The organism is Arthrobacter sp. P1_C12_2 (genome assembly GCF_056406415.1).
Window position 1 is genome coordinate 308,897 of the sequence record NZ_JBFUAF010000002.1, and the last position, 25,091, is coordinate 333,987.

24 protein-coding genes are annotated in these 25,091 nt (G+C 67.3%); 7 read left to right on the forward strand and 17 right to left on the reverse strand.

From position 1 onward, the window contains the following. Positions 1-5: 5 nt before the first annotated feature. The 3 genes from ctaC to AC1DZQ_RS04175 form a co-directional block, all read right to left on the reverse strand. Complete coding sequence (gene ctaC, locus AC1DZQ_RS04165; RefSeq protein ID WP_476962304.1) at positions 6-878, reverse strand: aa3-type cytochrome oxidase subunit II; 873 nt, start codon at positions 876-878, stop codon at positions 6-8. Positions 879-1,085: 207 nt separating this feature from the next. Continuing rightward, positions 1,086-1,475 carry a HesB/IscA family protein gene (locus tag AC1DZQ_RS04170; protein WP_476962305.1) on the reverse strand — a complete coding sequence of 130 codons (390 nt, stop codon included), beginning with the start codon at positions 1,473-1,475 and terminating at the stop codon, positions 1,086-1,088. A 170-nt stretch (positions 1,476-1,645) separates the two neighbouring features. Next, the gene (locus AC1DZQ_RS04175) at positions 1,646-3,076 is read right to left on the reverse strand and encodes a M20/M25/M40 family metallo-hydrolase (RefSeq protein WP_476962306.1); all 1,431 of its coding nucleotides are present in this window, start codon (positions 3,074-3,076) and stop codon (positions 1,646-1,648) included. A 106-nt stretch (positions 3,077-3,182) separates the two neighbouring features. Between AC1DZQ_RS04175 and AC1DZQ_RS04180 the strand changes: the two genes are divergently transcribed. Then, entirely contained in the window at positions 3,183-3,782 is a 600-nt protein-coding gene (locus tag AC1DZQ_RS04180) for a DUF3043 domain-containing protein (RefSeq protein WP_476962307.1), read from the forward strand. A 101-nt stretch (positions 3,783-3,883) separates the two neighbouring features. Here the strand turns inward: AC1DZQ_RS04180 and AC1DZQ_RS04185 are convergent, their stop codons facing one another. Then, complete coding sequence (locus AC1DZQ_RS04185) at positions 3,884-4,957, reverse strand: quinone-dependent dihydroorotate dehydrogenase (protein WP_476962308.1); 1,074 nt, start codon at positions 4,955-4,957, stop codon at positions 3,884-3,886. A gap of 139 nt (positions 4,958-5,096) precedes the next feature. Between AC1DZQ_RS04185 and AC1DZQ_RS04190 the strand changes: the two genes are divergently transcribed. Continuing rightward, positions 5,097-6,791 (forward strand): FAD-binding dehydrogenase, encoded by a 1,695-nt coding sequence (locus AC1DZQ_RS04190; protein ID WP_476962309.1) that lies wholly within the window; start codon positions 5,097-5,099, stop codon positions 6,789-6,791. A gap of 35 nt (positions 6,792-6,826) precedes the next feature. Further along, positions 6,827-7,798: an alpha/beta hydrolase gene (locus AC1DZQ_RS04195; protein ID WP_476962310.1), complete on the forward strand. Its 972-nt coding sequence runs from the start codon at positions 6,827-6,829 to the stop codon at positions 7,796-7,798. A gap of 58 nt (positions 7,799-7,856) precedes the next feature. Here AC1DZQ_RS04195 and AC1DZQ_RS04200 read toward each other — a convergent pair whose 3' ends face one another. The 3 genes from AC1DZQ_RS04200 to leuA form a co-directional block, all read right to left on the reverse strand. Next, on the reverse strand, positions 7,857-8,708 hold the full coding sequence (locus tag AC1DZQ_RS04200) for an isoprenyl transferase (RefSeq protein ID WP_476962311.1): 852 nt from the start codon (positions 8,706-8,708) through the stop codon (positions 7,857-7,859). Positions 8,709-8,728: 20 nt separating this feature from the next. Continuing rightward, positions 8,729-9,481, reverse strand: a complete 753-nt coding sequence (recO, locus tag AC1DZQ_RS04205) for a DNA repair protein RecO (protein WP_476962312.1) — start codon at positions 9,479-9,481, stop codon at positions 8,729-8,731. Positions 9,482-9,645: 164 nt separating this feature from the next. Next, on the reverse strand, positions 9,646-11,385 hold the full coding sequence (leuA, locus tag AC1DZQ_RS04210) for a 2-isopropylmalate synthase (RefSeq protein WP_476962313.1): 1,740 nt from the start codon (positions 11,383-11,385) through the stop codon (positions 9,646-9,648). Positions 11,386-11,638: 253 nt separating this feature from the next. Here leuA and AC1DZQ_RS04215 point away from each other — a divergent pair, with 253 nt between their 5' ends. Beyond that, the gene (locus tag AC1DZQ_RS04215) at positions 11,639-13,591 is read left to right on the forward strand and encodes a M13 family metallopeptidase (protein WP_476962314.1); all 1,953 of its coding nucleotides are present in this window, start codon (positions 11,639-11,641) and stop codon (positions 13,589-13,591) included. A gap of 128 nt (positions 13,592-13,719) precedes the next feature. Here AC1DZQ_RS04215 and AC1DZQ_RS04220 read toward each other — a convergent pair whose 3' ends face one another. The 6 genes from AC1DZQ_RS04220 to AC1DZQ_RS04245 form a co-directional block, all read right to left on the reverse strand. Further along, on the reverse strand, positions 13,720-15,285 hold the full coding sequence (locus AC1DZQ_RS04220) for an LCP family protein (RefSeq protein ID WP_476962315.1): 1,566 nt from the start codon (positions 15,283-15,285) through the stop codon (positions 13,720-13,722). 132 nt (positions 15,286-15,417) lie between these two features. Next, positions 15,418-16,377 carry a GTPase Era gene (gene era, locus AC1DZQ_RS04225; protein ID WP_476939388.1) on the reverse strand — a complete coding sequence of 320 codons (960 nt, stop codon included), beginning with the start codon at positions 16,375-16,377 and terminating at the stop codon, positions 15,418-15,420. Further along, entirely contained in the window at positions 16,361-17,692 is a 1,332-nt protein-coding gene (locus tag AC1DZQ_RS04230) for a hemolysin family protein (RefSeq protein ID WP_476962316.1), read from the reverse strand. Before AC1DZQ_RS04230 ends, era begins: the two co-directional genes overlap by 17 nt. After that, a complete protein-coding gene (ybeY, locus tag AC1DZQ_RS04235) occupies positions 17,689-18,162 on the reverse strand; it encodes an rRNA maturation RNase YbeY (protein ID WP_476962317.1) in 474 nt (157 codons plus the stop codon). Before ybeY ends, AC1DZQ_RS04230 begins: the two co-directional genes overlap by 4 nt. Then, positions 18,159-19,247: a PhoH family protein gene (locus AC1DZQ_RS04240; RefSeq protein WP_476962318.1), complete on the reverse strand. Its 1,089-nt coding sequence runs from the start codon at positions 19,245-19,247 to the stop codon at positions 18,159-18,161. The genes ybeY and AC1DZQ_RS04240 overlap by 4 nt, the downstream gene beginning before the upstream one ends. A 287-nt stretch (positions 19,248-19,534) precedes the next feature. Continuing rightward, a complete protein-coding gene (locus AC1DZQ_RS04245; RefSeq protein ID WP_476962319.1) occupies positions 19,535-20,050 on the reverse strand; it encodes a flavin reductase family protein in 516 nt (171 codons plus the stop codon). 220 nt (positions 20,051-20,270) lie between these two features. Here AC1DZQ_RS04245 and AC1DZQ_RS04250 point away from each other — a divergent pair, with 220 nt between their 5' ends. Then, positions 20,271-20,927: a class I SAM-dependent DNA methyltransferase gene (locus tag AC1DZQ_RS04250; RefSeq protein WP_476962320.1), complete on the forward strand. Its 657-nt coding sequence runs from the start codon at positions 20,271-20,273 to the stop codon at positions 20,925-20,927. Here AC1DZQ_RS04250 and AC1DZQ_RS04255 read toward each other — a convergent pair. Further along, positions 20,913-21,968, reverse strand: coding sequence for an NAD-dependent epimerase/dehydratase family protein (locus AC1DZQ_RS04255; protein ID WP_476962321.1), 1,056 nt, complete (start codon positions 21,966-21,968; stop codon positions 20,913-20,915). The genes AC1DZQ_RS04250 and AC1DZQ_RS04255 overlap by 15 nt on opposite strands. A gap of 93 nt (positions 21,969-22,061) precedes the next feature. Next, the gene (locus AC1DZQ_RS04260) at positions 22,062-22,973 is read right to left on the reverse strand and encodes an aminoglycoside phosphotransferase family protein (protein WP_476962322.1); all 912 of its coding nucleotides are present in this window, start codon (positions 22,971-22,973) and stop codon (positions 22,062-22,064) included. 92 nt (positions 22,974-23,065) lie between these two features. On the opposite strand from AC1DZQ_RS04260, the gene AC1DZQ_RS04265 reads away from it, so the two are divergent. Beyond that, positions 23,066-23,509, forward strand: coding sequence for a GNAT family N-acetyltransferase (locus tag AC1DZQ_RS04265; protein WP_476962323.1), 444 nt, complete (start codon positions 23,066-23,068; stop codon positions 23,507-23,509). Between the two features lie 144 nt (positions 23,510-23,653). Here AC1DZQ_RS04265 and AC1DZQ_RS04270 read toward each other — a convergent pair whose 3' ends face one another. Both AC1DZQ_RS04270 and AC1DZQ_RS04275 read right to left on the reverse strand, forming a co-directional pair. Then, entirely contained in the window at positions 23,654-24,235 is a 582-nt protein-coding gene (locus AC1DZQ_RS04270) for a dihydrofolate reductase family protein (RefSeq protein WP_476962324.1), read from the reverse strand. A 67-nt stretch (positions 24,236-24,302) separates the two neighbouring features. After that, positions 24,303-24,605: a helix-turn-helix domain-containing protein gene (locus AC1DZQ_RS04275; RefSeq protein ID WP_476962325.1), complete on the reverse strand. Its 303-nt coding sequence runs from the start codon at positions 24,603-24,605 to the stop codon at positions 24,303-24,305. On the opposite strand from AC1DZQ_RS04275, the gene AC1DZQ_RS04280 reads away from it, so the two are divergent. Beyond that, positions 24,579-24,866 carry an aldo/keto reductase gene (locus AC1DZQ_RS04280; RefSeq protein WP_476962326.1) on the forward strand — a complete coding sequence of 96 codons (288 nt, stop codon included), beginning with the start codon at positions 24,579-24,581 and terminating at the stop codon, positions 24,864-24,866. The genes AC1DZQ_RS04275 and AC1DZQ_RS04280 overlap by 27 nt on opposite strands. Positions 24,867-25,091: the final 225 nt, after the last annotated feature.

Here is a 25,091-nt window from a genome sequence, read left to right on the forward strand (position 1 = left end):
TCCCCTTACTTGGTTTCGGCCGGGGCCGGGTTGCGGTCGTACTCTTCACCGAGCAGGCCGGTGTTCCCGTCCTCGCGCAGCTTGTTCATGTGCGCCTGGAACTCCGACTCGGAGACAACCTTCACGCGGAACAGCATTTCGGAGTGGTACTCACCACAGAGTTCGGCGCACTTACCGTCGTAGGTGCCCTCCCTGGTGGGGGTCAACCGGATGTAGTTGGTCTTGCCGGGAATCATGTCCCGCTTCTGCAGGAAGGCAGGCACCCAGAATGAGTGGATGACGTCGCGTGCGTTGAGCTCGAGGTCTACCGACTTGTTGACCGGCAGGTACAGGGTGGGCAGCTTGTTCTTGTCCACGTCGTTGCCGGTCAGGTGCGCCTGGACGCCTGCTTCGTGGACGTCCTCGGTGACGACGGCGCCCTTCAAGTAGTTGAAGTCCCATGCCCACTGCTTGCCGCGGACGTCGACGACGACGTCGGCCGGCTTGGAGCGGTCATCGATCGACGCCGTGTCGCGGTCGGTGAAGTAGAAGAACACCAGGACCATGAACAGCGGGATCGTCAGGTAGAACACTTCAAGCGGAAGGTTGAAGCTGTTCTGGCGGGGGAAGCCCACAGTGCCCTTGCGGCGGCGGTAAGCGACGACGCACCAGATCATCAGGCCCCAGGTGATGATGCCGACGACCAGCGCGGCAATCCATGAGTTGACCCAGAGGTCCATGATGAGGTCAACGTGATTGGTGGTGCCACGCTCGGTGGGCAACCAGCCCTTCTGTACCTCTGGTGAACATCCAGTCAAAGCCAACGCGCCGGCTAGTGCCAAGCCAGTGATCGTAGTGATCTGTTTGCGTCGGCTGCCGGTTCGGTTCTGCGAACTCACAGACGGCCCTTCCTACTTGTTGCTGTTGCCCCGCAAATTATGGGCAGGGCAAACGAAAAGTTTTACTACTCGGTGTAGAGCTTACCGCTCCCTGGGAGTTTTCGCCCACATGTCCGCACCGTGCGTCGGGAGCTTTTTATAGGCGCCACTCGTTGAGGATCGTGCGGCACTAAGGCCGGGCAAAATGCCCGGCCTTAGTGGAAGTAACTAGTGGAAAGAATCTCCGCAGGCGCAGGACCCGCCGGCATTGGGGTTGTCGATCGTGAAGCCCTGCTTGGCGATGGTGTCCTCGAAATCGATGCTGGCACCGCTGAGGTAAGGAACACTCATCTTGTCGACCACGACTTCAACGCCGTCGTAGTCGCGCACAGCGTCTCCGTCGAGCAGCCGCTCGTCGAAGTAGAGCTGGTAAATCAGGCCGGAGCAACCGCCGGGCTGCACGGCAACGCGGAGGCGCAGATCAGTGCGGCCTTCCTGCTCCAGCAGGCTGCGGACCTTCCCGGCCGCGACGTCGGTCAGCTTGACCTCGTGCGTGGCCAGCTCGCCGGCCTCGGCGGCAGTGTTGCCGGCGCTGTTTTCATTGGTTGTAGTGCTCATGGCCTACCTTCTTGCAACGGTGGTGGCGGCCCCGCTAGCACGGTGCCCGCCCCTACTTAAACGGTATGGGCTATAGCTACATGCTACTTCGCGCAGCCTTGTAGCTCTAACTTCTAACGTAACCGTGGGAGACGGCTGGATGTTCCCCCCGGGCCCGACAGGTCCGGCGGCTAGAGCGCGCCTTCGTTGTTCAGGCGCGCGAGCAGCAGGGCCTCGGCGACGATCGCGTTCCGGAAGTCGCCCAGGTGCAGCGATTCGTTGGCGCTGTGGGCGCGGGAATCGGGATCCTCGACGCCGGTGACCAGGATCTGCACGTCCGGGTAGAGCTCCGTCAGGTCCGCGATGAACGGAATCGATCCGCCGATCCCCATTTCAACGGCGGGCACGCCCCAGGCCTCGCCCAGGGCCCACATGGCCACGGACGCGGCCTTCGAGCTCGTGTCGGTCAGGAAGGAGTTGCCGCTCTCCCCCGGGGTGAACACCACCTGCGCGCCGAACGGGGCGTGGCCTTCGACGTGCTTGCGGACAGCCTCCATGGCGGCCGCCGGATCCTGCCCGGGGGCCAGGCGCAGGCTGAACTTGGCCCGTGCCCGCGGCAGCAGGGTGTTGGAGGCTACGTCCACGGCCGGGGCGTCGAAACCGATGATGGACAGGGCGGGCTTGGTCCACATACGCGAGGCAATGCTTCCGGTCCCGGCAAGCTTCACGCCGTCGAGCACGGAGGCGTCGGCGCGGTACTCCTCCTCCGTGAGGTCGACAACCACGTCATCGCGGCTCACGAGGCCCTTGATCGCCACGCTGCCCTCGTCGTCGTGGAGCGTCGCGATGAGGCGGGCCAGCAGGGTCGGGGCGTCGAGCACCGGGCCGCCGAACATGCCCGAATGCACCGCGTGGTCCAGGACCTTGACCTCGATGGTGCCGTCAACCAGGCCGCGCAGGCTGGTGGTGAGGGCCGGAATGCCGACCTTCCAGTTGCTGGAGTCGGCCACGACGATCACGTCCGCGCGCAGCAGCTCCCGGTGAGTTTCCAGGAACGACCGGAACGTTGGCGAGCCGGCCTCCTCTTCGCCCTCGAAGAAGAACGTCACGCCGAGGCCCAGTTCGTCCCCGAGCACGCGCGTCACCGCCGAGTAGGCGGCGATGTGGGCGAGGATGCCGGCCTTGTCATCCGCGGCACCGCGGCCGAAGAGCCGGCCGTCGCGCTCGACGGCGGTGAAGGGGTCGGTTTCCCAGAGCGCCAGGTCGCCGGTGGGCTGGACGTCGTGGTGGGCGTATAGCAGAACTGTCGGTTTGCCTTCTGCGGCCGGGCGGCGGGCGACGACGGCGGGCCCGCCGGGCGTCCCGTCTTCCTTGTCGCAGCGCAGGATGCGGACGTCGTCGAAACCGCTGGCCCGCACGAGGGCGGCGACGGCGTCGGCGCTGCGGTTCAACGGGGCAGGATCAAAGCTGGGCCAGGCGATGCCCGGAATGGCGACAAGGTCCGTCAGTTGGCCGATCGTCTCGTCGAACGATTCGGCAACGGCCTGGCGGAGGGCCTCGGCATCGATAGTGCCGTCGTGGTCCATGGTGGTCTGCGGGTTCCCCGCGGTAGATGAAGTCATGGCCAAAACACTACCCGTGCTCTGAATCACTACAAACAGCGTCACCGCCGGGCCGGCGCCGTGTGGGCTGGGTCTCGGACCTGTGTCTGCGGGGTATTCTTTAGGGGTGTTTGGACGTAAAAAGGAAGCGCCATCGGCGCAGGACGTAGTTGACCAGCAGGCAGCCGAGGCAGCAGCCCGTGGCGCCGTGACCGGCAAGGGCGCACCCACGCCCAAGCGCAGCGCCCAGGAGGCGGCCCGCAAACGGCCCCTCGTGCCGGAGGACCGCAAGGCTTCCAAGGCGGCGGATCGCGCCGCCGTCACGGAGCAGCGGCTCAAGATGCGGCAGGCCATGGACACCGGTGACGAGAAGTTCCTGCCGCTGCGGGACAAGGGCCCGCAGAAGCGTTTCGCCCGTGACTACGTCGATGCCCGCTTCAGCCTGGGCGAGTTCCTCATGTTCGGTGCCCTGCTGTTCGTCATCATTTCGTTGCTCGTGCCGGCCTCCAGCGCGCAGATGATCTACGTTCTGGGCGCCTTCTGGGTCATGTTCGCCGCGGTCTTCGTGGATGTCTTCATCCTCTCCCGCAAGCTCAAGAAGCGGCTCGGCGAAAAGTTCGGCGACGTCGAGCGCGGCACCGTATGGTACGGCTCCATGCGTTCCCTTCAGTTCCGCCGCCTGCGCCTGCCCAAGCCCCAGGTCAGGCGCGGCGAGTTCCCCGCCTGATATTCCCTGCACGATTCTTCAACCGAGAAGCCCCCGGCAGTCGTCTGCCGGGGGCTTCTCGGTGGCGGCGGTCGGTCCGGGGACTGATCGAACCGAAAGGCCTAGCGCCGGCTCGGGTGGGTGGCCAGCAGCCGGTTGATGCGGGCGGCCCAGAAGGGTCCCTCGTAAAGGAACGCCGTGTAGCCCTGGACGAGGGTGGCGCCGGCGTCCAGCCGTGCCTGCACATCCTGCGCTGTTTCGACGCCGCCCACCGAGACCAGGGTCAGTGCCCCGCCGGTGACGGACTTGAGCCGGGCCAGGACCTCCAGGGACCGCTCCTTCAGGGGCGCCCCGGATAGACCTCCGGCCCCGCACGCTTCGACCTTGTCGGGGCTGGAAGCAAGGCCGGTGCGGGCGATCGTGGTGTTGGTGGCGATGATGCCGTCCAGCTTCAGGTCGAGCGCCAGGCGCGCGACGTCGTCGATGTCCTCATCGCTGAGGTCGGGCGCGATCTTGACCAGGAGGGGAACGTGGCGGCCGGCGGCCTTGTCCGCCTCCTCCCCCACGGCAGTCAGCAGCGGGCGCAGGGCTTCCACGTCCTGCAGCAGCCGAAGCCCGGGGGTGTTGGGCGAGCTGACGTTCACCACGAGGTAATCGGCTGCCGGGGCCAGGCTGCGCGCGCTGATCAGGTAATCGGACACCGCGTCCTCGAGCCCAACCACCTTGCTCTTGCCGATGTTCACCCCGATCACGGGCCGCACGCCGGGATGCTGGCGCTGCAGGGCGGCGCGGGCGGACTTGAGGCGCGGGGCCACCGCCGCGGCGCCGTCGTTATTGAACCCCATGCGGTTGATGACGGCCTTGTCCTCCACGAGGCGGAACAGCCGCGGCGCCGGGTTCCCGGGCTGGGCCTGGCCGGTGATGGTGCCGACCTCCACATGGCCGAAGCCGAGCTCGGCCAGGGCCTCGATGCCGTGGCCTTCCTTGTCGAAGCCGGCCGCCAGTCCGAACGGGGACGGGAAGGTCAGGCCGAACGCCTGGGTCTGCAGGGACGGCGCAGGGGCGGTGAACTTCTGCAGCAACCGCCCGGCACCGCAGCTGTGGGCAAGACGGATGGCCTTGAAGCCGATCTTATGGGCGCGTTCGGCGTCCATCCATGAGAAGGCCAGCCGGAAGAATGTGGGATATACGCGCATGCCTCTAGTTTTCCGGTTCGGGCCGCGCAGACCAAACCAGTACACTCCCCCGCGTCCGTTGTGACCGCGGTTGTGACTGCGGCGCCCCACGCCCCGGGCCGGGCGGCAGAAGAGCGCTGGGGCGAGTTAGCATGAAGCCATGAGCAGCAATGAGGGTGCCGGAACGGGCGGCCGCGGGGCGGCGGGCCGCGGGATCGAGGCCGACGTCGTGGTGGTCGGCGCGGGCCTGGCCGGGCTCGTGGCCGCGGCCCAGGCCTATGCCGCCGGCCGCCGGGTGGCGGTGCTCGATCAGGAACCCGAGGCCTCCGTCGGGGGCCAGGCGCACTGGTCCTTCGGCGGCCTGTTCCTGGTCAACACCCCGGAACAGCGGCGGCTCGGGGTACGGGACAGCGAGGAGCTGGCCCTGGCCGACTGGCATGCGTCCGCGGGATTCGACCGGCCGGAGGACGCGCTGGCGAAGGAGTGGGCGGCGGCGTACGTGAACTTCGCCGCCGGGGAGAAGCGTGCGTGGCTCGCTTCCCTGGGCGTCGGGCTGTTCCCCTTGGTGCAGTGGGCCGAGCGCGGCGGCTACGGCCTGGACGGCCACGGCAACACCGTCCCGCGCTTCCATGTCGCGTGGGGCACCGGACCTGCGCTGGTGGCTCCCTTCCTTGCCAAACTGCGCGAAGGCGAAGCCGCCGGGCGCGTGTCCTTCCATTTCCGCCACCGCGCCACTGAGCTTGTGAAAACCGCGGGCCGTGTGAGCGGCGTGCGCGGCGAGGTGCTCGAGGCCAGCAGTGCGGGCCGGGGCGAAAGCTCGTCACGGCGCCCGGCCGGAAGTTTCGAGGCTGCGGCCGCGGCCGTGGTGGTGACGAGCGGCGGCATCGGCGGCAACCACGATGTGGTCCGCCGCCAGTGGCCGGGCGGCGCGGCGCCGGAGCGGATGTTGAGCGGTGTGCCGGCATCCGTGGACGGCGACTTCCTCCCGGCCGTGGGCCGCGCCGGCGGACGCCTCGTCAACGGGGACCGGATGTGGCATTACCCGGAGGGCATCCACAACCATGCCCCGGTCTGGCCGCGGCACGGCATCCGGATCCTGCCCGGACCGTCGGCCCTGTGGCTGGACGCGACGGGGCGGATGCTCCCGCCTCCCCTGTTTCCCGGCTTCGACTCCCTCGGCGCCCTCCGCCACATCCTGGCCACCGGACATGCCCATTCATGGTTCGTCCTGAACCGGACCATCGCCCTGAAGGAGTTTGCGCTGTCCGGATCGGAGCAGAACCCGGATCTCACGGGCAAGGATGTCCGGCTGCTGGCCGCCAGGCTGAAGCCACGCACCGACACGCCGCTGCAACGGTTCCTGGACCGCGGAGTCGACTTCCTGCAGGCAGGAGACCCCGCCGGGCTGGCCGGCCAAATGAACGACCTGACGGGCGGGCAGCTCATTGACCCCGCGGCCCTGGACAGGCTGATCCGGGCCCGGGACCGGCAGTTTTCCAGCGGGCTGGGCAAGGACCCGCAGCTGGCGGCGATCCGGGCCGCACGCCGCTTCGCCACCGACAAGATCATGCGGGTGGCCCCGCCGCACCGGCTGCTGGATCCGCGGCACGGCCCGCTGCTGGCCGTCCGGCTCTCGGTCCTGACACGCAAGAGCCTCGGCGGCCTGCACACGGATCTGCAGTCGCGGGTCCTGGATGCCGCCGGGCAGCCCGTCCCCGGGCTGTTCGCCGCCGGTGAAGCCGCAGGGTTCGGCGGCGGCGGAATCCACGGCTACCGGGCACTCGAGGGGACGTTCCTGGGCGGGTGCCTCTACTCCGGACGTTCGGCGGGCCGCGCCGCGGCCTCCGCGGCATAGTCAGCAGGGCACTCAGCAGCGCAGGAGGAAAGTCGATGCAGTGGCGGACCGACATACTGGGGGATGATTTCCAGGCGTGCGCCTTCGAGGCCGCCGGCCCTGACGGTGTGCTGCGAACTGCCACCCTGGTCCGCCATACGCCGCTCCCGCCGGCACCATCGGCGCTGCCGGCCCGGGCCGTGCTGTTCCTGCACGGCTGGAGCGACTACTTCTTCAACGAGGAACTCGCGGAATTCTGGGCGGGGCAGGGATTTGAGTTTTTCGCCCTCGACATGCACAACCACGGCCGCAGCCTGCGCCCGGGCACCCACGGCGGCTACGTCGCTGACCTGGACAACTACGACGCCGAAATCACCGCGGCGCTCGGCATCATCGGCTCGCTCCGGCCGGACGGCGCGGCGCCGCAGCTGATACTCATGGGCCACTCCACCGGCGGCCTGATCGCGGCGCTGTGGGCCGACCGGCATCCGGGGGTGGTGTCACAGCTGGTCCTGGACAGCCCGTGGCTGGAAGTCCACGGCAGCCCCGCCCTGCGCCGGGCCGCGCGGACCATGGTGGAGCCGTTCGCCCGGTTCTGGCCGGAGTCGGTGATCCGGCTGCCCGAGCGTGCCTTCTACTGGCGCAGCATCAGCAGCGCCGCGGAGGGCGAATGGGCCCTGGACGATGCCTACCGTCCGCCGCATGCCTTCCCGGTCCGCGCCGGCTGGCTCAGCGCCGTGCTGAGCGGGCAGTCCAAGGTGGCCCGCGGCCTGAACATCGATGTGCCCATCCTGGTGCTCATCTCGGGCGCCAGCGCCAACGGAATGTTCTGGAAGGAGTCCATGCGCCGCACGGACGCGGTCCTGGACGTGAACACGATCGCCCTCCGCGCGCTCAGCCTGGGCCGGACCGTCACGCTGGAGCGGATTGACGGCGCCCTGCATGACGTCTTCCTCTCCGCGCCGCGGGTCCGTGCGGACGCCTATTCCCGGCTGTCCCGGTGGCTCAGGGCGTATGTGTTCGACTAACGCGAACCACGACGGCGGCAGCGCCCCGCCTCCGGAAGGCAGGGGTCCGGCAGGCCGGTCAGGTGCCCTGGCTGCCTGCGGCGGGAGCGGCGTCGACCGCTCCTCCGTAACGGCGGTCCCGCCGGGCATAGATCTCGACGGCGTCCCACAGCGTCCGGCGGTCCACGTCCGGCCACAGGGTGTCCATGAACACGAACTCGGCGTAGGCCGACTGCCACAGCATGAAATTGGAGAGCCGCTGCTCGCCGGAGCTGCGCAGGAACAGGTCAACGTCTGGCAGGTCGGGCTCGTCCAGGAACTTTTGGATGGTCCGCTCGGTGATGGCGCCCGGCTTGAGCCGGCCCTGCGCCACTTCCTCCGCGATCGCCGCGACGGCGTCGGCGATCTCGGCCCGTCCGCCATAGTTGACGCACATGTTCAGGGTGCACGTGCTGTTGCCGCGGGTGTAGTCCTCGGCCTCTTCGAGTTCGCGGATCACCGAGCCCCACAGTTTCGGACGCCTCCCGGACCAGCGGATGCGAACCCCCCACTCATCGAGCTGGTTCCGCTGCCGGCGCAGCACGTCCTTGTTGAAGCCCATCAGGAAGCGCACTTCCTCGGGGGACCGCCGCCAGTTCTCGGTGGAGAAGGCGTAGACGCTGACGTGCTCGATCCCCAGCTCGATCGCACCGGCCATGACGTCCAGCAGGGCAGGCTCCCCCGCCTTGTGGCCCTCGATCCTCGGCAGGCCGCGCTGGTTCGCCCAGCGCCCGTTGCCGTCCATGACGATCGCTACATGCCTCGGGATGAACTCCGCCGGAATCGCGGGCGGAACAGCGCCGGACGTGTGCGGATAGGGAGCCACCACCGGGGTGGTCCGCCGCCGGACCCTGGCCTGTTTCGCCGGGCTCTTCTCCAGGTTCTTTCCCAAGCTTCTTCCCAATGCCACTTTTACGTTCGCTCCACATGTTTGAGGGATTTCAGGACTCGTTCCAGGTGCCACTGGAGGTAGCTGGCCACCAGGCCGGCCGCTTCCCGGCGGTGGACCGACGCGGAGGCGTCCGCCGTCGTCCAGTTCCCGGTGAGCAGGGCACCCATCAGGAGCACGGTCTCCGGGGCCGGCGCGGGCGATCCCGGCGGCCGGCACTCATGGCAGACCATGCCGCCGAGCGGCGCGGAAAAGGCGGTGTGCGGCCCGGGCGCACCGCACCTGGCGCAGTCGGTAAAACTGGGCGCCCAGCCGCCGGTCGCGAGGGCGCGGAGCAGGTAGGAATCCAGGATGAGTTCGGAGGCGTGGTCGCCGCGGCTCAGGGACGCCAGTGCGCCCACCAGAAGGTTGTACTGGGCGGTTCCGGCTTCGCCGTCGACGTCCGTCAGCTTCTCCGCCGTCTCGGTCATGGCGGCGGCAACCGTGTACCGGCCATAGTCCGCGGCGATGTTTCCGCCGTAGGCGCCCTTGGCCACGGCCTGCGTGACGACGTCCAGGGTGCGCCCGGAAATCAGCTGGAGATCGGCCACCATGAACGGTTCCAGCCTGGCGCCGAACCGGCTGCTCGTGCGCCGGACACCCTTCGCCACCGCACGCACCTGGCCGTGGTGCTTGGTCAGCAGGGTGATGATCCGGTCGGCCTCGCCCAGCTTATGGGTGCGCAGTACGACGGCGTCATCACGGTAGGCGCGCGCTGCGAAGGATTGTTGGACCACAGTTAATCTTCGCACTGTCTTTGCGGAATCACGGCATGGGCAACGCCCTGCTGAGGCAAAACACTGCGCCGCCGGAGTGTTCCGGCGGCGCAGTATGCGTTTGTTCAGCTGTGTCTGCCGCGGCTGTGTCTGCCGTGCCGGCGGACGCCGTGCCCGCGGACGAATCAGGCGCGGGCGTCCCGAATGGCGCGGTTCACGGCCGAGATGACGGCCTTGAGGGCGGACGTGCTCGTGTTGGCGTCGATCCCCACGCCCCAGAGCACGCGCTCGCCCACGGCGCATTCGACATACGCGGCGGCCAGGGCGCTGCCGCCCTCGGAGAGTGCGTGTTCGCTGTAGTCCAGGACCCGGACGTCCACGCCGTCCTCGCGCAGGATGCTCAGCAGGGCCGCGATGGGGCCGTTGCCGGTCCCGGTCCGCCGGACCTGGGTCCCGTCGATCTTCAGGGCGGCGGTCAGCGTCATGTCGCCGTCCTCGTCCGTCTCGGTGCTGATCGAGCCGAGGGCGTAGCGACCCCACTGCGTGTCGGCCGAGCCCGAGGGCAGGTATTCATCCTGGAAGACCTGCCACAGCTGGGGTCCGCTGACTTCTCCGCCGACAGTGTCGGTCCGTTTCTGGATGACGCCGGAGAACTCGATCTGGGCGCGGCGCGGCAGGTCCAGGCTGTGCTCGTTCTTGAGCAGGTAGGCGACGCCGCCCTTGCCGGACTGCGAGTTGACCCGGATGACCGCCTCGTAGCTGCGGCCGAGGTCCTTCGGGTCCACCGGCAGGTACGGGACCTGCCAGGTGTAGTCGGCCACGTCTTTGCCCGCCGCGGCCGCGTCCTTTTCGAGGGCCTCCAGGCCCTTCTTGATCGCGTCCTGGTGCGAGCCGGAGAACGCGGTGAAGACGAGGTCTCCGCCGTACGGGGACCGCTCGGCCACCGGCAGCTGGTTGCAGTACTCCACCGTGCGGCGGATTTCGTCGATGTCGGAGAAATCGATCATGGGATCGATGCCCTGGACGAACATGTTCAGGCCCAGGGTCACCAGGTCCACGTTGCCGGTCCGCTCGCCGTTGCCGAACAAGCAGCCCTCGATCCGGTCTGCGCCGGCCAGGTAGCCGAGTTCGGCGGCGGCCACGCCGGTGCCGCGGTCGTTGTGCGGGTGCAGGGAGAGGATGATGCCTTCGCGCGGGTGCAGGTTCCGGCTCATCCACTCGATGGAGTCGGCGTAGACATTGGGGGTGGCCATTTCCACCGTGGCGGGCAGGTTGATGATGACCTGTCGGTCCGCCGAGGCCTCGAAGACGTCGGCGATCGCGTTGCAGACCCGGATGGCGTACTCCAGCTCGGTTCCGGTGAAGGACTCGGGCGAGTATTCGTAGGTGATGTGCGTATCGGCGAGGGTTTCCTCGTACTTCTTGCACAGCCTTGCGCCTTGGAGGGCGATGTCCAGGATGCCGTCCTCGTCCTGATTGAAGACCACGCGGCGCTGCAGGACGGACGTGGAGTTGTAGAGGTGCACGATTGCCTGCTTCGCGCCGACCAAGGACTCATAGGTCCGCTCGATCAGGTGCTCGCGGGCCTGGGTCAGCACCTGGATCGTGACGTCGTCGGGGATGTGGTTGCCCTCGATCAGCTGCCGGACGAAGTCGAAGTCCGTCTGCGATGCCGAGGGGAAACCGACCTCGATCTCCTTGTAGCCCATCCGGACCAGCAGTTCGAACATCTTCAGCTTGCGGGCCGGGCTCATGGGATCGATGAGCGCCTGGTTGCCGTCGCGCAGGTCCACGGCGCACCAGCGCGGGGCCTTGGTGATGATCTTGTCCGGCCAGGTGCGGTCCGGCAGTTCAACGGTGATCTGGTCCTGGAACGGGATGTAACGGTGGACCGGCATTCCTGAGGGCTTCTGTGCGTTTCGCATTACAATCGGGGCCTTTTCTGTGATTCTTGGTGAAAGGGTGGCCGGGCAACACAAACTCCGCAGCGAGGGTGGGCCTTGCGCTAGATCGCGTCTGAGGCCTCGCTGCGGCAGCTAAGAAGGAGCAGTTCTGCGCGCACATTTTCACAGTAACACGGGTGCGTAAGATGAAGGAGCCAGACCACCGTAACGTCCACCATGCAGACCGTGCGCCGACAAACGCTCCGGTGCCGGACTGCCTCTCAGAGGAGAATCCGTGCCACTTTCGGGGATCGACCTGTCCACCATCGACGCCAGCGTCCGTCCGCAGGATGACCTGTACCAGCACGTGAATGGCGGCTGGCTCAACAGCACGGTCATTCCGGACGACCGGCCGCTGGAGGGCACGTTTACTGCGCTGCGCGACGCGTCGGAGCTCGCGGTGAAGGAGATTATCGAGCGGGCCGCCGCCCGTGGTGCTGAGGCTACCGGCATCGAGCGGAAGATCGGGGACCTGTACAACAGCTTCATGGACGAGGCGGCGGTGGAAGCCAAGGGCCTGGACCCGCTCCGGGCGCGGCTGGCGGAGGTGTTTGCCACGACGTCGGTGCCGGCACTCGTGGCGCTGGCCGGACGGCTGTTCCGCGCCGACGTGTCCGGGCTTTTCTACATCTACCCCGCCCCGGACGCCGGAAACCCGGACCGGGTGCTGCTATACACCGGCCAGGGCGGCCTCGGCCTGCCGGATGAGTCCTATTACCGGGAAGAGAAGTTCGCCCCGATGGTCCAGGCCTACCGGGAGCACGTTCAGGCCATGCTGGGCCTCGCGGACGTGGCCGACCCCGAGGGCGCGGCCGGGCGCGTGGTGGCGCTGGAAACTGCGCTGGCCTCGCACCACTGGGACAACGTGACCTTGCGGAATCCGCAAAAGACGTACAACCTGAAGTCGGCCGGGGAGGCCGCGGAGCTGTTCCCGCTGCTGGCCGACTGGTTCGACGCGGCCGGCATCGAGCCGGAGAAGCGCACTGAGCTCGTGATGAGCACCCCCGATTTCTTCTCCGGCGCGGCCTCCCTGCTGGACACCGAACCGCTGGCCACCTGGCAGGAATGGCTCGCCATGCGCGTCGTCAGCGCAGCCGCCCCGTACCTGTCCTCTGTGTTCGTGGACGCGAACTTCGCGTTCTATGGCACCACCCTGAGCGGTACGCCGCGGATCAAGGACCGCTGGAAGCGCGGTGTCGCGGTGGTCGAGGCGGGCCTCGGTGAGGCCGTCGGCCAGATCTACGTGGCCGAACACTTCCCGGAAGGCAACAAGGCGCGCATGCAGACCCTGGTCGCCAACCTGATCGAGGCGTACCGGGAGTCCATCACCGGACTGGCCTGGATGGGTGAGGCAACGAAGCTCGAGGCCCTGAAGAAGCTGGACTCGTTCCGCGCCAAGATCGGTTACCCGGACAAGTGGATCGACTACTCTGCGGTCCGGGTCGATCCCACCGATCTGCTCGGGAACGTGGAGCGCGCGCACAGCGCCGACGTCGACCGCCACCTCGACGAGGTCGGCAAGCCCGTGGACCGGGAGAAATGGCTCATGACCCCGCAGACGGTCAATGCCTACTACCATCCGCTCCTGAACGAGATCGTGTTCCCCGCCGCGATCCTGCAGCCTCCGTTCTTCACCGCCGACGCCGACGACGCCGTCAACTACGGCGGCATCGGCGCCGTGATCGGCCACGAAATCGGCCACGGCTTCGATGACCAGGGCTCGCAGTACGACGGCAACGGCCTGCTGCGCAACTGGTGGACCGAGGATGACCGCACGGCCTTCGAGGCCCTGACCTCCAGGCTCGTGGCGCAGTTCGACGCCCTCTCCCCCACGGCCGCCCCGGGCCACAACGTCAACGGCAAGCTCACCCTAGGCGAGAACATCGGCGACCTCGGCGGCCTCGCCATCGCCTACAAGGCCTACCTGATCAGCCTCGACGGGCAGGAACCCCCCGTGCTGGACGGGATGACCGGGGTGCAGCGTTTCTTCGCGTCCTGGGCCGCAGGGTGGCGGCAGGTCGTCCGGACTGAAGAGGCCATCCGCCGGCTGGCGACTGATCCGCACTCCCCGAACGAGTTCCRCACGAACGCGATCGCCAAGAACCTCGACGCCTTCCATGCAGCATTCGGCGTCATGGATCAGGACGGCATGTGGATGGCACCGCAGGAGCGCGTCAGCATCTGGTGACCCCGGGGCTCCGGGCGGTCGGCCATCCGCCCGGAGCCGCTGCTCTTAATGACCGTCGTCCGTGACCCATGACCAGAAGAAGGCCCCCGTTCCGAGGAATCTGAACGGGGGCCTTCGCGCGGGTGGGGTCAGCGTGTGATCAGTGCCGGGTTGGCCTGCTGGCAGACGGTGTCGCCGGCCGTCTGGTTGACGATGTCTTTGGGCAGCTCCGGGGCGGCGGCCGCGGCGGTCGGCGTCCCGTTGGCGAAGTCCCCGCCCAGGTAGACCTGGACCCCGGCAACCCCGGCGGCCGGGAGCACGCGGTCCGGCGCCACACCGAGCAGGGCCGCGACGTCCGCGGCCACGTCGGCATAGTCCGCACCGTAGTAGACAGCCGTCTTCGCGACGGGCGGAGCCGTCAACTGTCCCACCTGGGTGAAGCCGGCGCCCTTGATGGCCTGCATGATCTCCTGGGTCCGGGCCGGCACGCCCGAGCCGTTGGCCACGGTGACGGGTTGCAGCGCCTTGTCATAGGCCGGTTCCGTGGGAGTCGGCGTCGGCGTGGGGCTGGCACTCGGGGAAGCGCTCGGCGTCGCGGTCGGATCCGTCAGGTCCACGTCGTTGCGCATGGCGGCGAACAGCTGCGACGCCGCGGGTTCGGCCAGCTGCAGCCGGTTGATGTCCGCTTCGGCCGGGACGGTCGGCGTGGCCACGAAGGCCACCTTGCCGACGTCGATGTTCTTGAGCCGGTTGCCCACGGTCAGCAGCGTCGGCACCGAGGCCAGGCCGTCGTCGATGGTCAGGTTCTTGGTGATCGCGTCCGCGATGCCGAGCATCCGGGCCGGGTTGGTCAGGGTGCCGTCGTCCTTGATTTTCCGGGTCAGGGCGGACAGGAAGCCCTGCTGGGCCTTGATCCGGCCGAGGTCGCCGCCGTCGCCGAAGGCGTGCCGGGTGCGGACAAACGACAGTGCCTGCTCGCCCTGGACGGTGGAGGTGCCCTTGGGCAGCCGCAGTTTCGAGTCGGGGTCGTACACGGCGTCGCTGACACACACTGATACGCCGCCGACGGCGTTGGAGAGTTCCTTGACGGCGTTGAAGTCGGCCATCATGAAGTGGTCGATCTCCAGGCCGGTGAGCTTGTTGACGGTGTCGACGGCGCAGCCGATGCCGGCCTCGGACATCGCCGAGTTGATCATGACGCCGGTCTGGGCCGGGTACTCCTTGTTGGTCTTCGGATCCTTGCACTTGGGGATGTCGACCAGGAGGTCGCGGGGGAAGCTGACGACGTTGACCCGCTTGTTGTCCGCTGAGATGTCCATCAGCATCATCACATCCGAGTGCCCGTAGCCGGTTGCGTCATCGCTGGTGCCGTACTGCGAGTTCTTCCCGTCGCGGGTGTCCGAGCCGAGGATCAGGATCTGCATCCGGTCCGTCGAATCGTTCACGGCGTTCTCGGACTTGATACTGCCGGCGCTCAGCGGGGCCTTGGTGAGATTGCCCTGGAGCCGGATGGCCCAGTAGGCGCCGAAAGCGATCACGCCGACCAAGAGCACAGCCACCACGCCCGTGAAGACCTTCAGCCAGGTGGGGGTCCGCCGGGCGGCGCCAAGGTGGCGGGCCGGGCCAACGGCGGGATCGGCCGTGTGCCGGGCAGCGGCGGTTGACCGTGCCGGCGGGGCGGATCCGTCGGCACGGTTGTCACGGGGTCGAACCACTTGTTGAGCCTTCCTAAACGAACGGGGAGTCAGCCCATTTTAGAGTCCGAATCTGAGAAAACGCCGATGGCCCGCTCTTGGGAGCGGCGGGACCGGCCAGCGGCCTACTTGGGGCCCAATTGGGGGCGCTGCTCAGAAGCCCAGTTTGACGAGCTGCTTCGGGTCGCGCTGCCAGTCCTTGGCGACCTTGACGTGCAGGTCAAGGTAGATCCGGGCACCGAGCAACGCCTCGATCGCCTTGCGCGCGTTGGTCCCGACCTCGCGGAGCCGGGCGCCGCCCTTGCCGATGATGATGGCCTTCTGGGAGGGCCGCTCAACGTACAGGTTGACGCGGACGTCCAGGAACGGCCGGTCTTCGGGCCGGCCTTCCCGCGGAACGATCTCATCGACGACGACGGCCAGGGAGTGCGGCAATTCGTCGCGGACGCCTTCGAGGGCTGCTTCCCTGATGAGTTCGGCGATCATCACCGCTTCCGGTTCGTCCGTCAGGTGCCCGTCCGGGTACAGCGGCGGCGACGCCGGCATGTGACCGATCAGCACGTCCGCAAGGGTGTCCACCTGGAAGCCGTCCGTGGCGGAGACCGGGACGATGTCCTTCCAGCCGTCCTCGCCGAGGACCTCGCGGCCCAGGGCGGCGACGGCGAGCAGCTGCTCGGTAAGGGCCTGGCGGTCCACCGTGTCGGCCTTGGTCACGATCGCGATGATTGGCTTGTTGGGGATGGCGGCGAGCTGGGCGGCGATGAACTTATCTCCCGGGCCGATCTTCTCGTTGGCCGGCAGGCAGAAGCCGATCGCGTCGACCTCGGCAAGGGTGTCGGCGACGAGCTCGTTCAGCCGCTTCCCCAGCAGCGTGCGCGGGCGGTGCAGGCCCGGGGTGTCGACGAGGATCAGCTGGGCGTCGTCCCGGTGCACGATGCCACGGATCGTGTGGCGCGTGGTCTGGGGCTTGGCCGAGGTGATCGCGACTTTTTGGCCGACCAGGGCGTTGGTGAGGGTGGACTTGCCCGCATTGGGCCGCCCGACCAGCACCGAGAAACCGGCGCGGTAGCCGCCGTACGCTGCTTCGCCGTCGGACTTATTCTGCTTGCTCACGTGAGACTCCCTGTTGGATTGGTGCGGCCTCGTCGAGGAGGTCTTCAAGGTCAGTTTGTTCTTTTGCTACGGCGGCCGCAATGATGTGGCTGACGCGGTTCCGCCGGCCCTCCAGCCTGTCGGCGCGAAGGGACAGCCCGTGGACCTGGACGGTGCTGCCGACAATCGGCACCCGCCCGAGGGCCTTGGCGAGCAGGCCGCCCACGGTGTCGACTTCGTCGTCGTCGAGCTCAAGGTCGAAGAGCTCGCCGAGGTCATCGATGCTCATGCGGGCGCTGACCCGGTAGCTTCCATCCCCCAGGGCCACGGCCTCGGCGCTTTCGGTGTCGTATTCGTCCACGATCTCGCCGACGATCTCCTCGATGAGGTCCTCGAGCGTCACCAGACCTGCCGTTCCGCCGTATTCGTCGATCACGATCGCAACGTGCGTGGATTCCTTCTGGAGTTCGCGCAGCAGGTCACTGACCAGCTTCGAGTCCGGCACGTAGCGGACCTCGCGGGCCACGTCGTCCACGACCGGGGGTTCCTCGTCCGGGCCGAGGTTGTGGAGCGAAGCGGCAACGTCCTTCAGGTACACAATGCCCAGGATCTGGTCTGTGTTTTCGCCGATGACCGGGATCCGCGAGTACCCGGAGCGCAGGAACAGCGACATCGCACGGCGCAGGCTGGACCCGGAGTCGATCGTGAGGATGTCGGTCCGAGGCACCATGACGGAGCGGACCAGGGTGTCCCCGAAGTCGAAGACCGACTGGATCAGCTCGGCCTCGTTGTCCTCGATCACGTCGGACTCGGTGGCCCGGTCCACGAGTTCGCGGAATTCCTCCTCGCTGAAGAACGCCTCGCTGTCGGCCGGCGCACCGGGCGCCACGACGCTGCCAAGCCGCACCAGCCAGCCCGGGATCGGGCCCAGCACGGCGTAGAGCGACCGGACCAGCGGGGCGCTGAACCGGACCAGGGCGGTGGAGTGGACCCGGCCGAGCTGCCGCGGGGAGACCCCGACAATCACGAAACCGAGCAGCGCCATGATCCCGGTGGCCGCCAGCCCGGCAAGCCAGACGTTGTCCAGCACGCTGTAGAGGAGGACGGTCACGGCGACGGCGGCGGCCATCTCGAACCAGACCCGCCAGAACCGCAGGGCGCGCATGTGTCCCACGGGCTGGGCCAGGATGCGTTTGAGCGACGTGCCCCTGCTGTTCAGGACCGCCTGTTCGGCGTCGTGCCGGGGCAGGAAGTTGAAGGCGGACTCGGCAGCGGTGAGCACTGCGGCAAAGCTAAGGAACACCAGCGCCATGCCGGCGAGGATCAGTGGGGTCACTGAACCGTCTCGGACGGGGCCGCTTTGCCGGTGAAGGCGGTCAGCAGTTCGCGCTGCAGCCCGAACATCTCTTCCTTCTCTTCCGGCTCGGCGTGGTCATAACCCAGCAGGTGCAGGATGCCGTGCGTGGTCAGCAGCAGCATCTCGTCCTGGGTGGAGTGGCCGGCGTTGCGGGCCTGGACCTCGGCCACCTGGGGGYAGATGGCGATGTCGCCGAGCATGCCCTGCGGCGTCGGCTTGTCCGGCGTGCCCGGGGTCAGCTCGTCCATGGGCACGGAGAGGACATCGGTGGAGCCGGGCTCGTCCATCAGTTCCAGGTGCAGCTTCTCCATGGCCGGTTCGTCCACCAGCAGGATGGACAGTTCCGCCTGCGGGTGAATGTAGAGGCGTTCGAAGATGAAACGCGACAGCGCCACGAGCCCGGACTCGTCCACGACGACGCCGGATTCGTTGTTGACCTCAATGCTCATGCGTGTTCTCCCCGCGTTTCCCGGGCAACGGAGTGCTTGACCCGGTTCCTTTGGACTTCGTCCCAGATGCTGTAGGCGTTGACGATATCCCCGACCAGGCGATGCCGGACGACGTCGGAGGCATCCAGGATCGAGAAGTTGACGTCCTCGATCCCCTGCAGGATTTCCTCGACGATCCTGAGCCCCGAGCGCGTGCCGAAGGGAAGGTCCACCTGGGTGATGTCGCCGGTGACCACCATCTTGGAGCCGAAGCCCAGACGGGTCAGGAACATCTTCATCTGTTCCGGGGTGGTGTTTTGGGCCTCATCGAGGATGATGAAGGCGTCGTTGAGCGTGCGGCCGCGCATGTAGGCCAGCGGGGCGACCTCGATGGTGCCGGCGGCCATGAGGCGCGGAATGGATTCGGGGTCCATCATGTCGTGCAGGGCGTCGTACAGGGGCCGCAGGTAGGGGTCGATCTTGTCGCTCAGCGTGCCCGGCAGGAATCCGAGCCGCTCCCCCGCCTCGACCGCGGGACGGGTCAGGATGATGCGGCTGACTTCCTTCTGCTGCAGCGCCTGGACGGCCTTGGCCATCGCCAGGTAGGTCTTGCCCGTACCGGCCGGCCCGATCCCGAAGATCACGGTGTTGGCGTCGATCGCGTCCACATAGTTCTTCTGGTTCAGCGTCTTGGGCCGGATGGTCTTCCCGCGGGTGGAGAGGATGTTGGTGGTCAGCACTTCCACAGGGTTCTGCAGTGACTGGCTGCGGAGCAGGGAGACGAGCTGCTGCAGCACGGCCGGGGTGATGACGGTGCCCCTGGCCACCAGCCCGCGGACCTCGTTAAGCAGGCGCATGATGCGCGGCACGTCGGCGGCAGGACCGCTGATGGCGAGCTCGTTCCCCCGGACATGGAAATCGACGGCAGGGAACATGTTTTCGATGAACCGCAAGGCTTCGTCATGGCTGCCCAACGACTGGACCATCTGTTCTGAGTCGTCGAACACGACCACCTCCGTCCGCAGCCCTGGTAGGGAGTGGGGGAATTCCCCTGCGGTGCGTTCTCGGGCGCTGAACCGGGCCTTGCCGTTCGCTGCTTCAGTCATGGTGTTGGCCCGCGGGCCTCTGGTCCCCTCCAGTATGAATATGGTCGGTCGCCGTGATCCGTACCGACGGCGGTTCGCACCGCCCGCGGCCGGGGTCAACGGGTCCTCCCATCTTACGCCAGCGCCGCGCTGCCGACGCCGGAAGGGATCCAGCGTCGGGCGTTACAGGTACGTGTTACCGAAGACGACCCACCCGTCCAGCCAGTGGGCGCCTGTTGCCGGGAATGGCTGCTCCGCGTTCCCCGGCTCCTGTTCCGGCTCCGGCTCCCGTTCTGGCTCCGGCTCGGTCATGCCACGCTCTCCAGCGCATCGGCGCGGGACCGGACGCCCACATAGTTTCCCTTATAGAAGAGCAGGGGCTCAGCGTCGGGACGGGCGCCCAGCGCACGGACGGCGCCGACGACGATCGTGTGGTCGCCGCCGTCGTACTCCTGGTGGAGCTCGCAATCCACCCAGGCCAGCGCCTGGTCCAGGACCGGGTTGCCCAGGGGCGAGGGAGAGTGGCCAACGCCGGCGAACTTGTCCGTTCCCGAGCGCGCGAACTGCCCCGCCAGATGCTGGTGCTCTGCGGGCAGGATGTTGACGGTAAACCGGCCCGCCTCACGCAGCAGCGGCCAGGTGCTGGACGTCCGTGCAGGGCTGAAAGTGACCAGGGCCGGTTCCAGGGACAGGGAGGAAAACGACTGGCACGTGAAGCCGGCCGGCCCGTGCTTGGTCGCTGCGGTGATCACCGTTAGGCCGGTGGCGAAGTGTCCGAGTATGTGGCGGAGTGTCTTCGGGCTGAGATCAGATTGGTCCGTCATGGCGAGTCCTTTCGACGCTGGAAACCCCAATCAACCACCGCGGACACGGGTTCCCAAGCCCGGCTGCAACGCACGGTCGCGCAGCGACACGGCGCGTCACGGACCCGTTGCATGACGTAAAAATCCGGCGCCGCCCGGGGCCACCGGGGACCTGGAACCCGGGCTGACGGCGGCACCCGGGCAACTGGGGTTCGCCGGCCACGGCCGCTAGGCTCTTTCGATGGCAAACTCCGAGAACCTGATGGACGTCAGATCCGCGTATGACACAGTTGCCGAGACTTATTCAACGGTGATCCCGGATACAGGCTTCGAGGCCCCTTTGGACATGGCCATGGTGGACCACTTCATCGCCCACCTGCGTGCCGCGGCGGACCGGACGGTGGTCGACGCCGGATGCGGCGCCGGACGAATGACCAGCTACCTGAGCCACGCCGGGCTGAACGTCAGCGGTGTCGACCTGTCGCCCGAAATGGTCCGGGTCGCGCAACGGCTGCATCCGGAGCTGCTGTTCGAAGTCGGAGAGCTGACCGACCTGCCGGTGGCCGACGCAGCTGCAGACGGCGTCCTCGCCTGGTATTCGATCATCCATTCGCCCCCGACGGCCCTGCCGGCGATCGCGGGCGAGTTTTGGCGGGCGCTCCGCCCAGGCGGCTCGGCGCTCATCGCCTTCCACGCCGGCAGCGGTCACCGCACTATTGACCGGGCGTACGGGCACGACGTCCAGCTCCGTGCGGAACTGCACGCCCCCGACGACGTGGCGCTCCGGTTTACCGAGCAGGGCTTCATGATGCGCGCCCAGCTGGTGCGTTCGCCGAGAACCATGGAGAAACATCCGCAGGCCGCCATCCTCGTCGGCAAACCGTTAGGCCCCTCTTAGGGGACGTTGGCGTCTCCGCTGGCTGTAACCGCCGATGAGCTGCTCTTCTCGGGCGTAGTCGAGGTAGGGCTCGAAAGTCAGATCATCTGTTCCCGGCACGGCGCCGGCCGCTGCCGCCTTCACCAGCCAGTCCACCTGATGCGGGATGGTCTGAGCGTATGTCCCGACAGGTTCGTAGCCGAGGTCTAGGGAGGCCTCGGTGCTAAGCACCAACGGGGGTCGAAAATCCCACGGGTGGTCGCCCAGGCCCGCGGGGGCGGTGTCATCCAGCAGCACCTCTTCCCATTGGTGGCCGAGGTACCGGGCGATTGTTGCCGCGATCTGCCGGGCGTTCGGCGCATCCGGATCAGCGCTGTTGAGGATCCGTGCCCCGGGCGCGGCAGCAACCCGTTCCACCAGGGCTGCCGTGTTCACCGCCGCCGTCGTGTGGTCCGCGCCCTGCCCCGCATGCGCCAGGAACACGGCCGGGCGCCGGTCGAGCACCCGTTTGACGAACATCCATTCCCGGGGCCTAGCCGCGCCCGCCCCGTGTACCTTCGAGGCCCGGATCACCGTCACCGGATGACCGCTGTCCAGGAGGGCGTTCTCAGCGGCCACCTTGTTCGCGCCGTAGCCTTCCCGGGAGGTGTAGTCCCCGGCTGCCGGCCGCATGGTCGGATTGCACTCGAGGATGGGCGCATCAAAACGGGGCGGAACATCGGAATTTACGTGGTTGCCGGCCGGGTCAACGTACACGGCCTTGCTTGAGAGCATAACGGCCGAAGTCACGGCGAACAGGTGTGGCATCAGTTGCCGGGCGTCGGCCTCCGTGTAGCACACGGCGTCGACGAGCAGATCTGCACCAACCCCGACCACACCCGCGAGGGCTGCATCGTCACGACGGTCGGCAGCGATAAATCGCGCCCCGGCAGCGGCCAGGTCAGCCGGCATCTTCGACCGGTCCCGGCCCGTCACGTCCACGGCCCAGCCGGCACTCGTTAGCCGCCAAGCAATGGCGCGGCCGAGGACACCAGTACCGCCAAGGATCACCGCACGTTTCATCGCTCGACTCTAACGGACGGGAACTTTGGGCTGAAGTGATGCCCAACCGACATCGGGTACCTTCCCTGAAACTCACGTCGTGGGTTCCCGGCTCTATTCCGTCCGCGAGATGTCGGCAACCACCTGCTCGATTTGGTACCTCGAAACCCGGGCCAGCGGCGGGTTGGTGTGGACATAGTAGGGATAGGCGATGATGCCAATCGACAAGGCCCAGGCGCGGCCGCGTTCCCACGTCGCCTGGTCAACGCCGACGGCGTCGCGAAATGCGGCGCGGCCCTCGTCCTCGAGCAGGTTCCAGGCGACGATGAGGTCGACTGCCGGATCGCCAATGGCGAGGCCTCCCCAGTCGAGAACCCCGGCGAGCCGCGCGTGGGCCGTCAGAAGGTTTCCGGGTTGCAGGTCCGTATGAATCCAGACCGGCTTCCCCTCCCCCTCGCTCACTTGCCGGGCCTTGTCCCACGCCGCTGCCAGGAGCCGGACGTCCAGGAGGCCCTCGCAGCTGGCGATCGCGGAACGGGTCGGCGCGTCCCTGGCAGCGAGCGGGCCGCCCCGGTAGGACCGCAGCGGCCCGGCGGGCGCCTCGTTCCCGACGTCGGCAGCATGCAGCGCGCGGGTGAAGTCTGCAAGATCTATGGCGAATTCGGTTCCATAGGCGTGGCCCGGGGAAGGGTTCTCGCCTGCCAGCCAGCCAGACACCGTCCACGGCCACGCATAGCCCCGGCCGGGTGCGCCCTGGGCAAGCGGAATTGGTACCGGGGCGGGCAATTGGGGAGCGAGCATGCGCGGGTATTTCCACTCCTTGGAGAGCGAGGGAACCGCGGCGACCGTGCGGGGAAGTCGAACGACGAGCCGGTCACCAAGGGTGAGCATGACGTTGTCCGTCCCGCTTGATGCCACCGGCTCCAGCGGCAGCCCGGCCCACGCCGGAAACTGATCCGCGACCATGAGACTGACCTGGCTGGTGTCGATGTCAGGCTCCGCGTCGTGCAGCTTGGTGATCAACATATGTTCAACCTAATCGACTCTGGACGCGCCCTCGAAGGCGCCCTTCGGACCTTCGGTGGGATGCAGACGCACCGCCAAAGTAGGGTACTTCCATGTTCATCCTTCGCGAAGGGCGCCCGGACGATGTGCCCGGCCTTGCGACGCTAAGGGCCACTTGGGCGGCGGAACAGGACCCCGCGCTCATGGACGATCCGGCCTTCGACGCCGTCTTTAGAGAGTGGATGGATGCCAGTCCTCGACGGTTCTTTGTGGCCGACTACGGTGGCGAACTGGTCGGGATGCTCAACCTGATGATTTTCGAGCGGATGCCCAAACCAGGGACGGAATCGTCCCGGTGGGTCTATCTGGGCAACGCCTACGTGCTTCCGGAGTTCCGGAACGCCGGAATCGGCGGCCGACTCGTCGACGCATCGATCCAGTTCTCGCAAAGCATCAATGCCGTACGGATGGTGCTATCCCCCTCCGCCGAATCGCGCGACTTTTACGCACGGCTTGGTTTCGAGCCGGCCGCGGAATTGAACATTCTCAAGTTTTAACGGCTCTTCACAGTTGAGGGTGTAATCGCTGGCTGGATGTTGGCTGGCGCGTCGGTCCCGGGGCAGCGATGCGCAACCGCAGCCGGAGGCCCGATCTTGTGTCACCGTTCGCAGTGGGCTTCTTCGCGTACCCGCTCAGATCGTTCAACGGCGCACCCGATAGCGCAGGTGAAGCACCCGGTTGCCCTCAATCACCACGTCGGGGTCCTCCAACAGATGCTGTGCGTCGACCGACCCGAAGTAGCGCTTGCCGGACCCGAACACGACGGGTACGACGTCCATGCGCACCTCGTCGACCAGGCCCGCGGCAAGCACCTGGCCACCGACGTCGCCGGCGGCGACCTCGACGATGCGGTCACCCGCAAGCTCCTGCGCCCTGGCCACGGCTGCCTCGACGCCGTCGACGAAGTGAAACGGCGCCTCGGGGTCCCAGCCCTCGGGCTCCGGCCGGTGCGTCACGACGACCACGTGGTCGACCCCGCCCGGAGGCTTCCCGCCCCAGCCGTCCGTCATGTCGAAGACGTGGCGGCCGACGACAGTCGCCCCGATCTGGTCCCAGTACGGCCGGGTGTAGTCGTAGGACGTTTGTGACACCTTCAACTCGCCGCTCTCGTCCAACGGCACGTCACCGCTGAGCAACCAGTCGAACAGCGGTCCGGGCTGGTCGTTCTCGTCCGCGATGAAGCCGTCTACTGACACCGAGCTGTACATGACCACCTTGCCCACGGGGCTCTCCTTTGCTCTGGGGTGGCCCCCACATTAGCAAGTCGTGAGTTGTCGCTCTTGTAAGAAATCAATCGGCCGGCAGCGGCCAGCCGTCCAGCGCGTAGCCGGGATGTTCGCGCAGGAACCGCCGTCTGACTTCGACGTACCGGGTCGGCGTGAGCCCGGTGAAGGCCCGGACCTCGTGGCCGAAGTGGGCCTGGTCGAAGTAGCCTGCGCCACCGGCGAGGTCACCCCAGTCGATCGGTCCGGAGGGGTTGATCGAGAACACGGTGGCGGCGAAGCGGTAGGTGCGGGCCAGCCGCTTCGGCGTGACGCCGATGAGCTCCTTGAGCCGCTGTGCCAGATGAGTGCTGATGACACCGGCTGCCACGCTCAGGTTGCCGATCTCCTCGACTCCGACAAAGCGATCGTCGACGCCGTGGAGCGCATCGCCGCCGAACGGGGCATCGCCATGGCAACCGTCGCGCTGGCCTGGGTGTTGAAGAACGCCGTCGTCGATACCCCGATCATCGGGGCGACGAAGGAGAAGCACCTCGCAAATGCGGCCGCAGCCCTCGAGGTGACGCTCAGCGAGGAGGAAGTATCCGCACTGGAGGCTTCCTACACGCCGCGCGAACCGACGTTCTTCTAATCCGATAACGATCAGCACCGCGTCCCGCCGTCGAACCAAACAAGTTCGGCGGCGGGATTGCCGCACTCAGCCCACCACGGCGCATTGCTATGGAACGAGTCTGACCTCGACACCTGGCTCGGCCTTGTATCCGCCGCGATGCGCGGACCCTACGGAGAGGTGCTGCGCACCTCGACCGCGATCAGTGCGACCGAACCCCCGCACGGCGCGTAACTCGCAGAGGCA

Excerpts from the sequence above, each read along its gene's own strand:
- AC1DZQ_RS04170 (WP_476962305.1), bottom strand. The coding sequence starts at position 1,475 with ATGAGCACTACAACCAATGAAAACAGCGCCGGCAACACTGCCGCCGAG.
- AC1DZQ_RS04175 (WP_476962306.1), bottom strand. The coding sequence starts at position 3,076 with ATGACTTCATCTACCGCGGGGAACCCGCAGACCACCATGGACCACGAC.
- AC1DZQ_RS04185 (WP_476962308.1), bottom strand. The coding sequence starts at position 4,957 with ATGCGCGTATATCCCACATTCTTCCGGCTGGCCTTCTCATGGATGGAC.
- AC1DZQ_RS04190 (WP_476962309.1), top strand. The coding sequence starts at position 5,097 with ATGAGCAGCAATGAGGGTGCCGGAACGGGCGGCCGCGGGGCGGCGGGC.
- AC1DZQ_RS04195 (WP_476962310.1), top strand. The coding sequence starts at position 6,827 with ATGCAGTGGCGGACCGACATACTGGGGGATGATTTCCAGGCGTGCGCC.
- leuA (WP_476962313.1), bottom strand. The coding sequence starts at position 11,385 with ATGCGAAACGCACAGAAGCCCTCAGGAATGCCGGTCCACCGTTACATC.
- AC1DZQ_RS04240 (WP_476962318.1), bottom strand. The coding sequence starts at position 19,247 with ATGACTGAAGCAGCGAACGGCAAGGCCCGGTTCAGCGCCCGAGAACGC.
- AC1DZQ_RS04245 (WP_476962319.1), bottom strand. The coding sequence starts at position 20,050 with ATGACGGACCAATCTGATCTCAGCCCGAAGACACTCCGCCACATACTC.
- AC1DZQ_RS04250 (WP_476962320.1), top strand. The coding sequence starts at position 20,271 with ATGGCAAACTCCGAGAACCTGATGGACGTCAGATCCGCGTATGACACA.
- AC1DZQ_RS04255 (WP_476962321.1), bottom strand. The coding sequence starts at position 21,968 with ATGAAACGTGCGGTGATCCTTGGCGGTACTGGTGTCCTCGGCCGCGCC.
- AC1DZQ_RS04260 (WP_476962322.1), bottom strand. The coding sequence starts at position 22,973 with ATGTTGATCACCAAGCTGCACGACGCGGAGCCTGACATCGACACCAGC.
- AC1DZQ_RS04265 (WP_476962323.1), top strand. The coding sequence starts at position 23,066 with ATGTTCATCCTTCGCGAAGGGCGCCCGGACGATGTGCCCGGCCTTGCG.
- AC1DZQ_RS04280 (WP_476962326.1), top strand. The coding sequence starts at position 24,579 with ATGAGTGCTGATGACACCGGCTGCCACGCTCAGGTTGCCGATCTCCTC.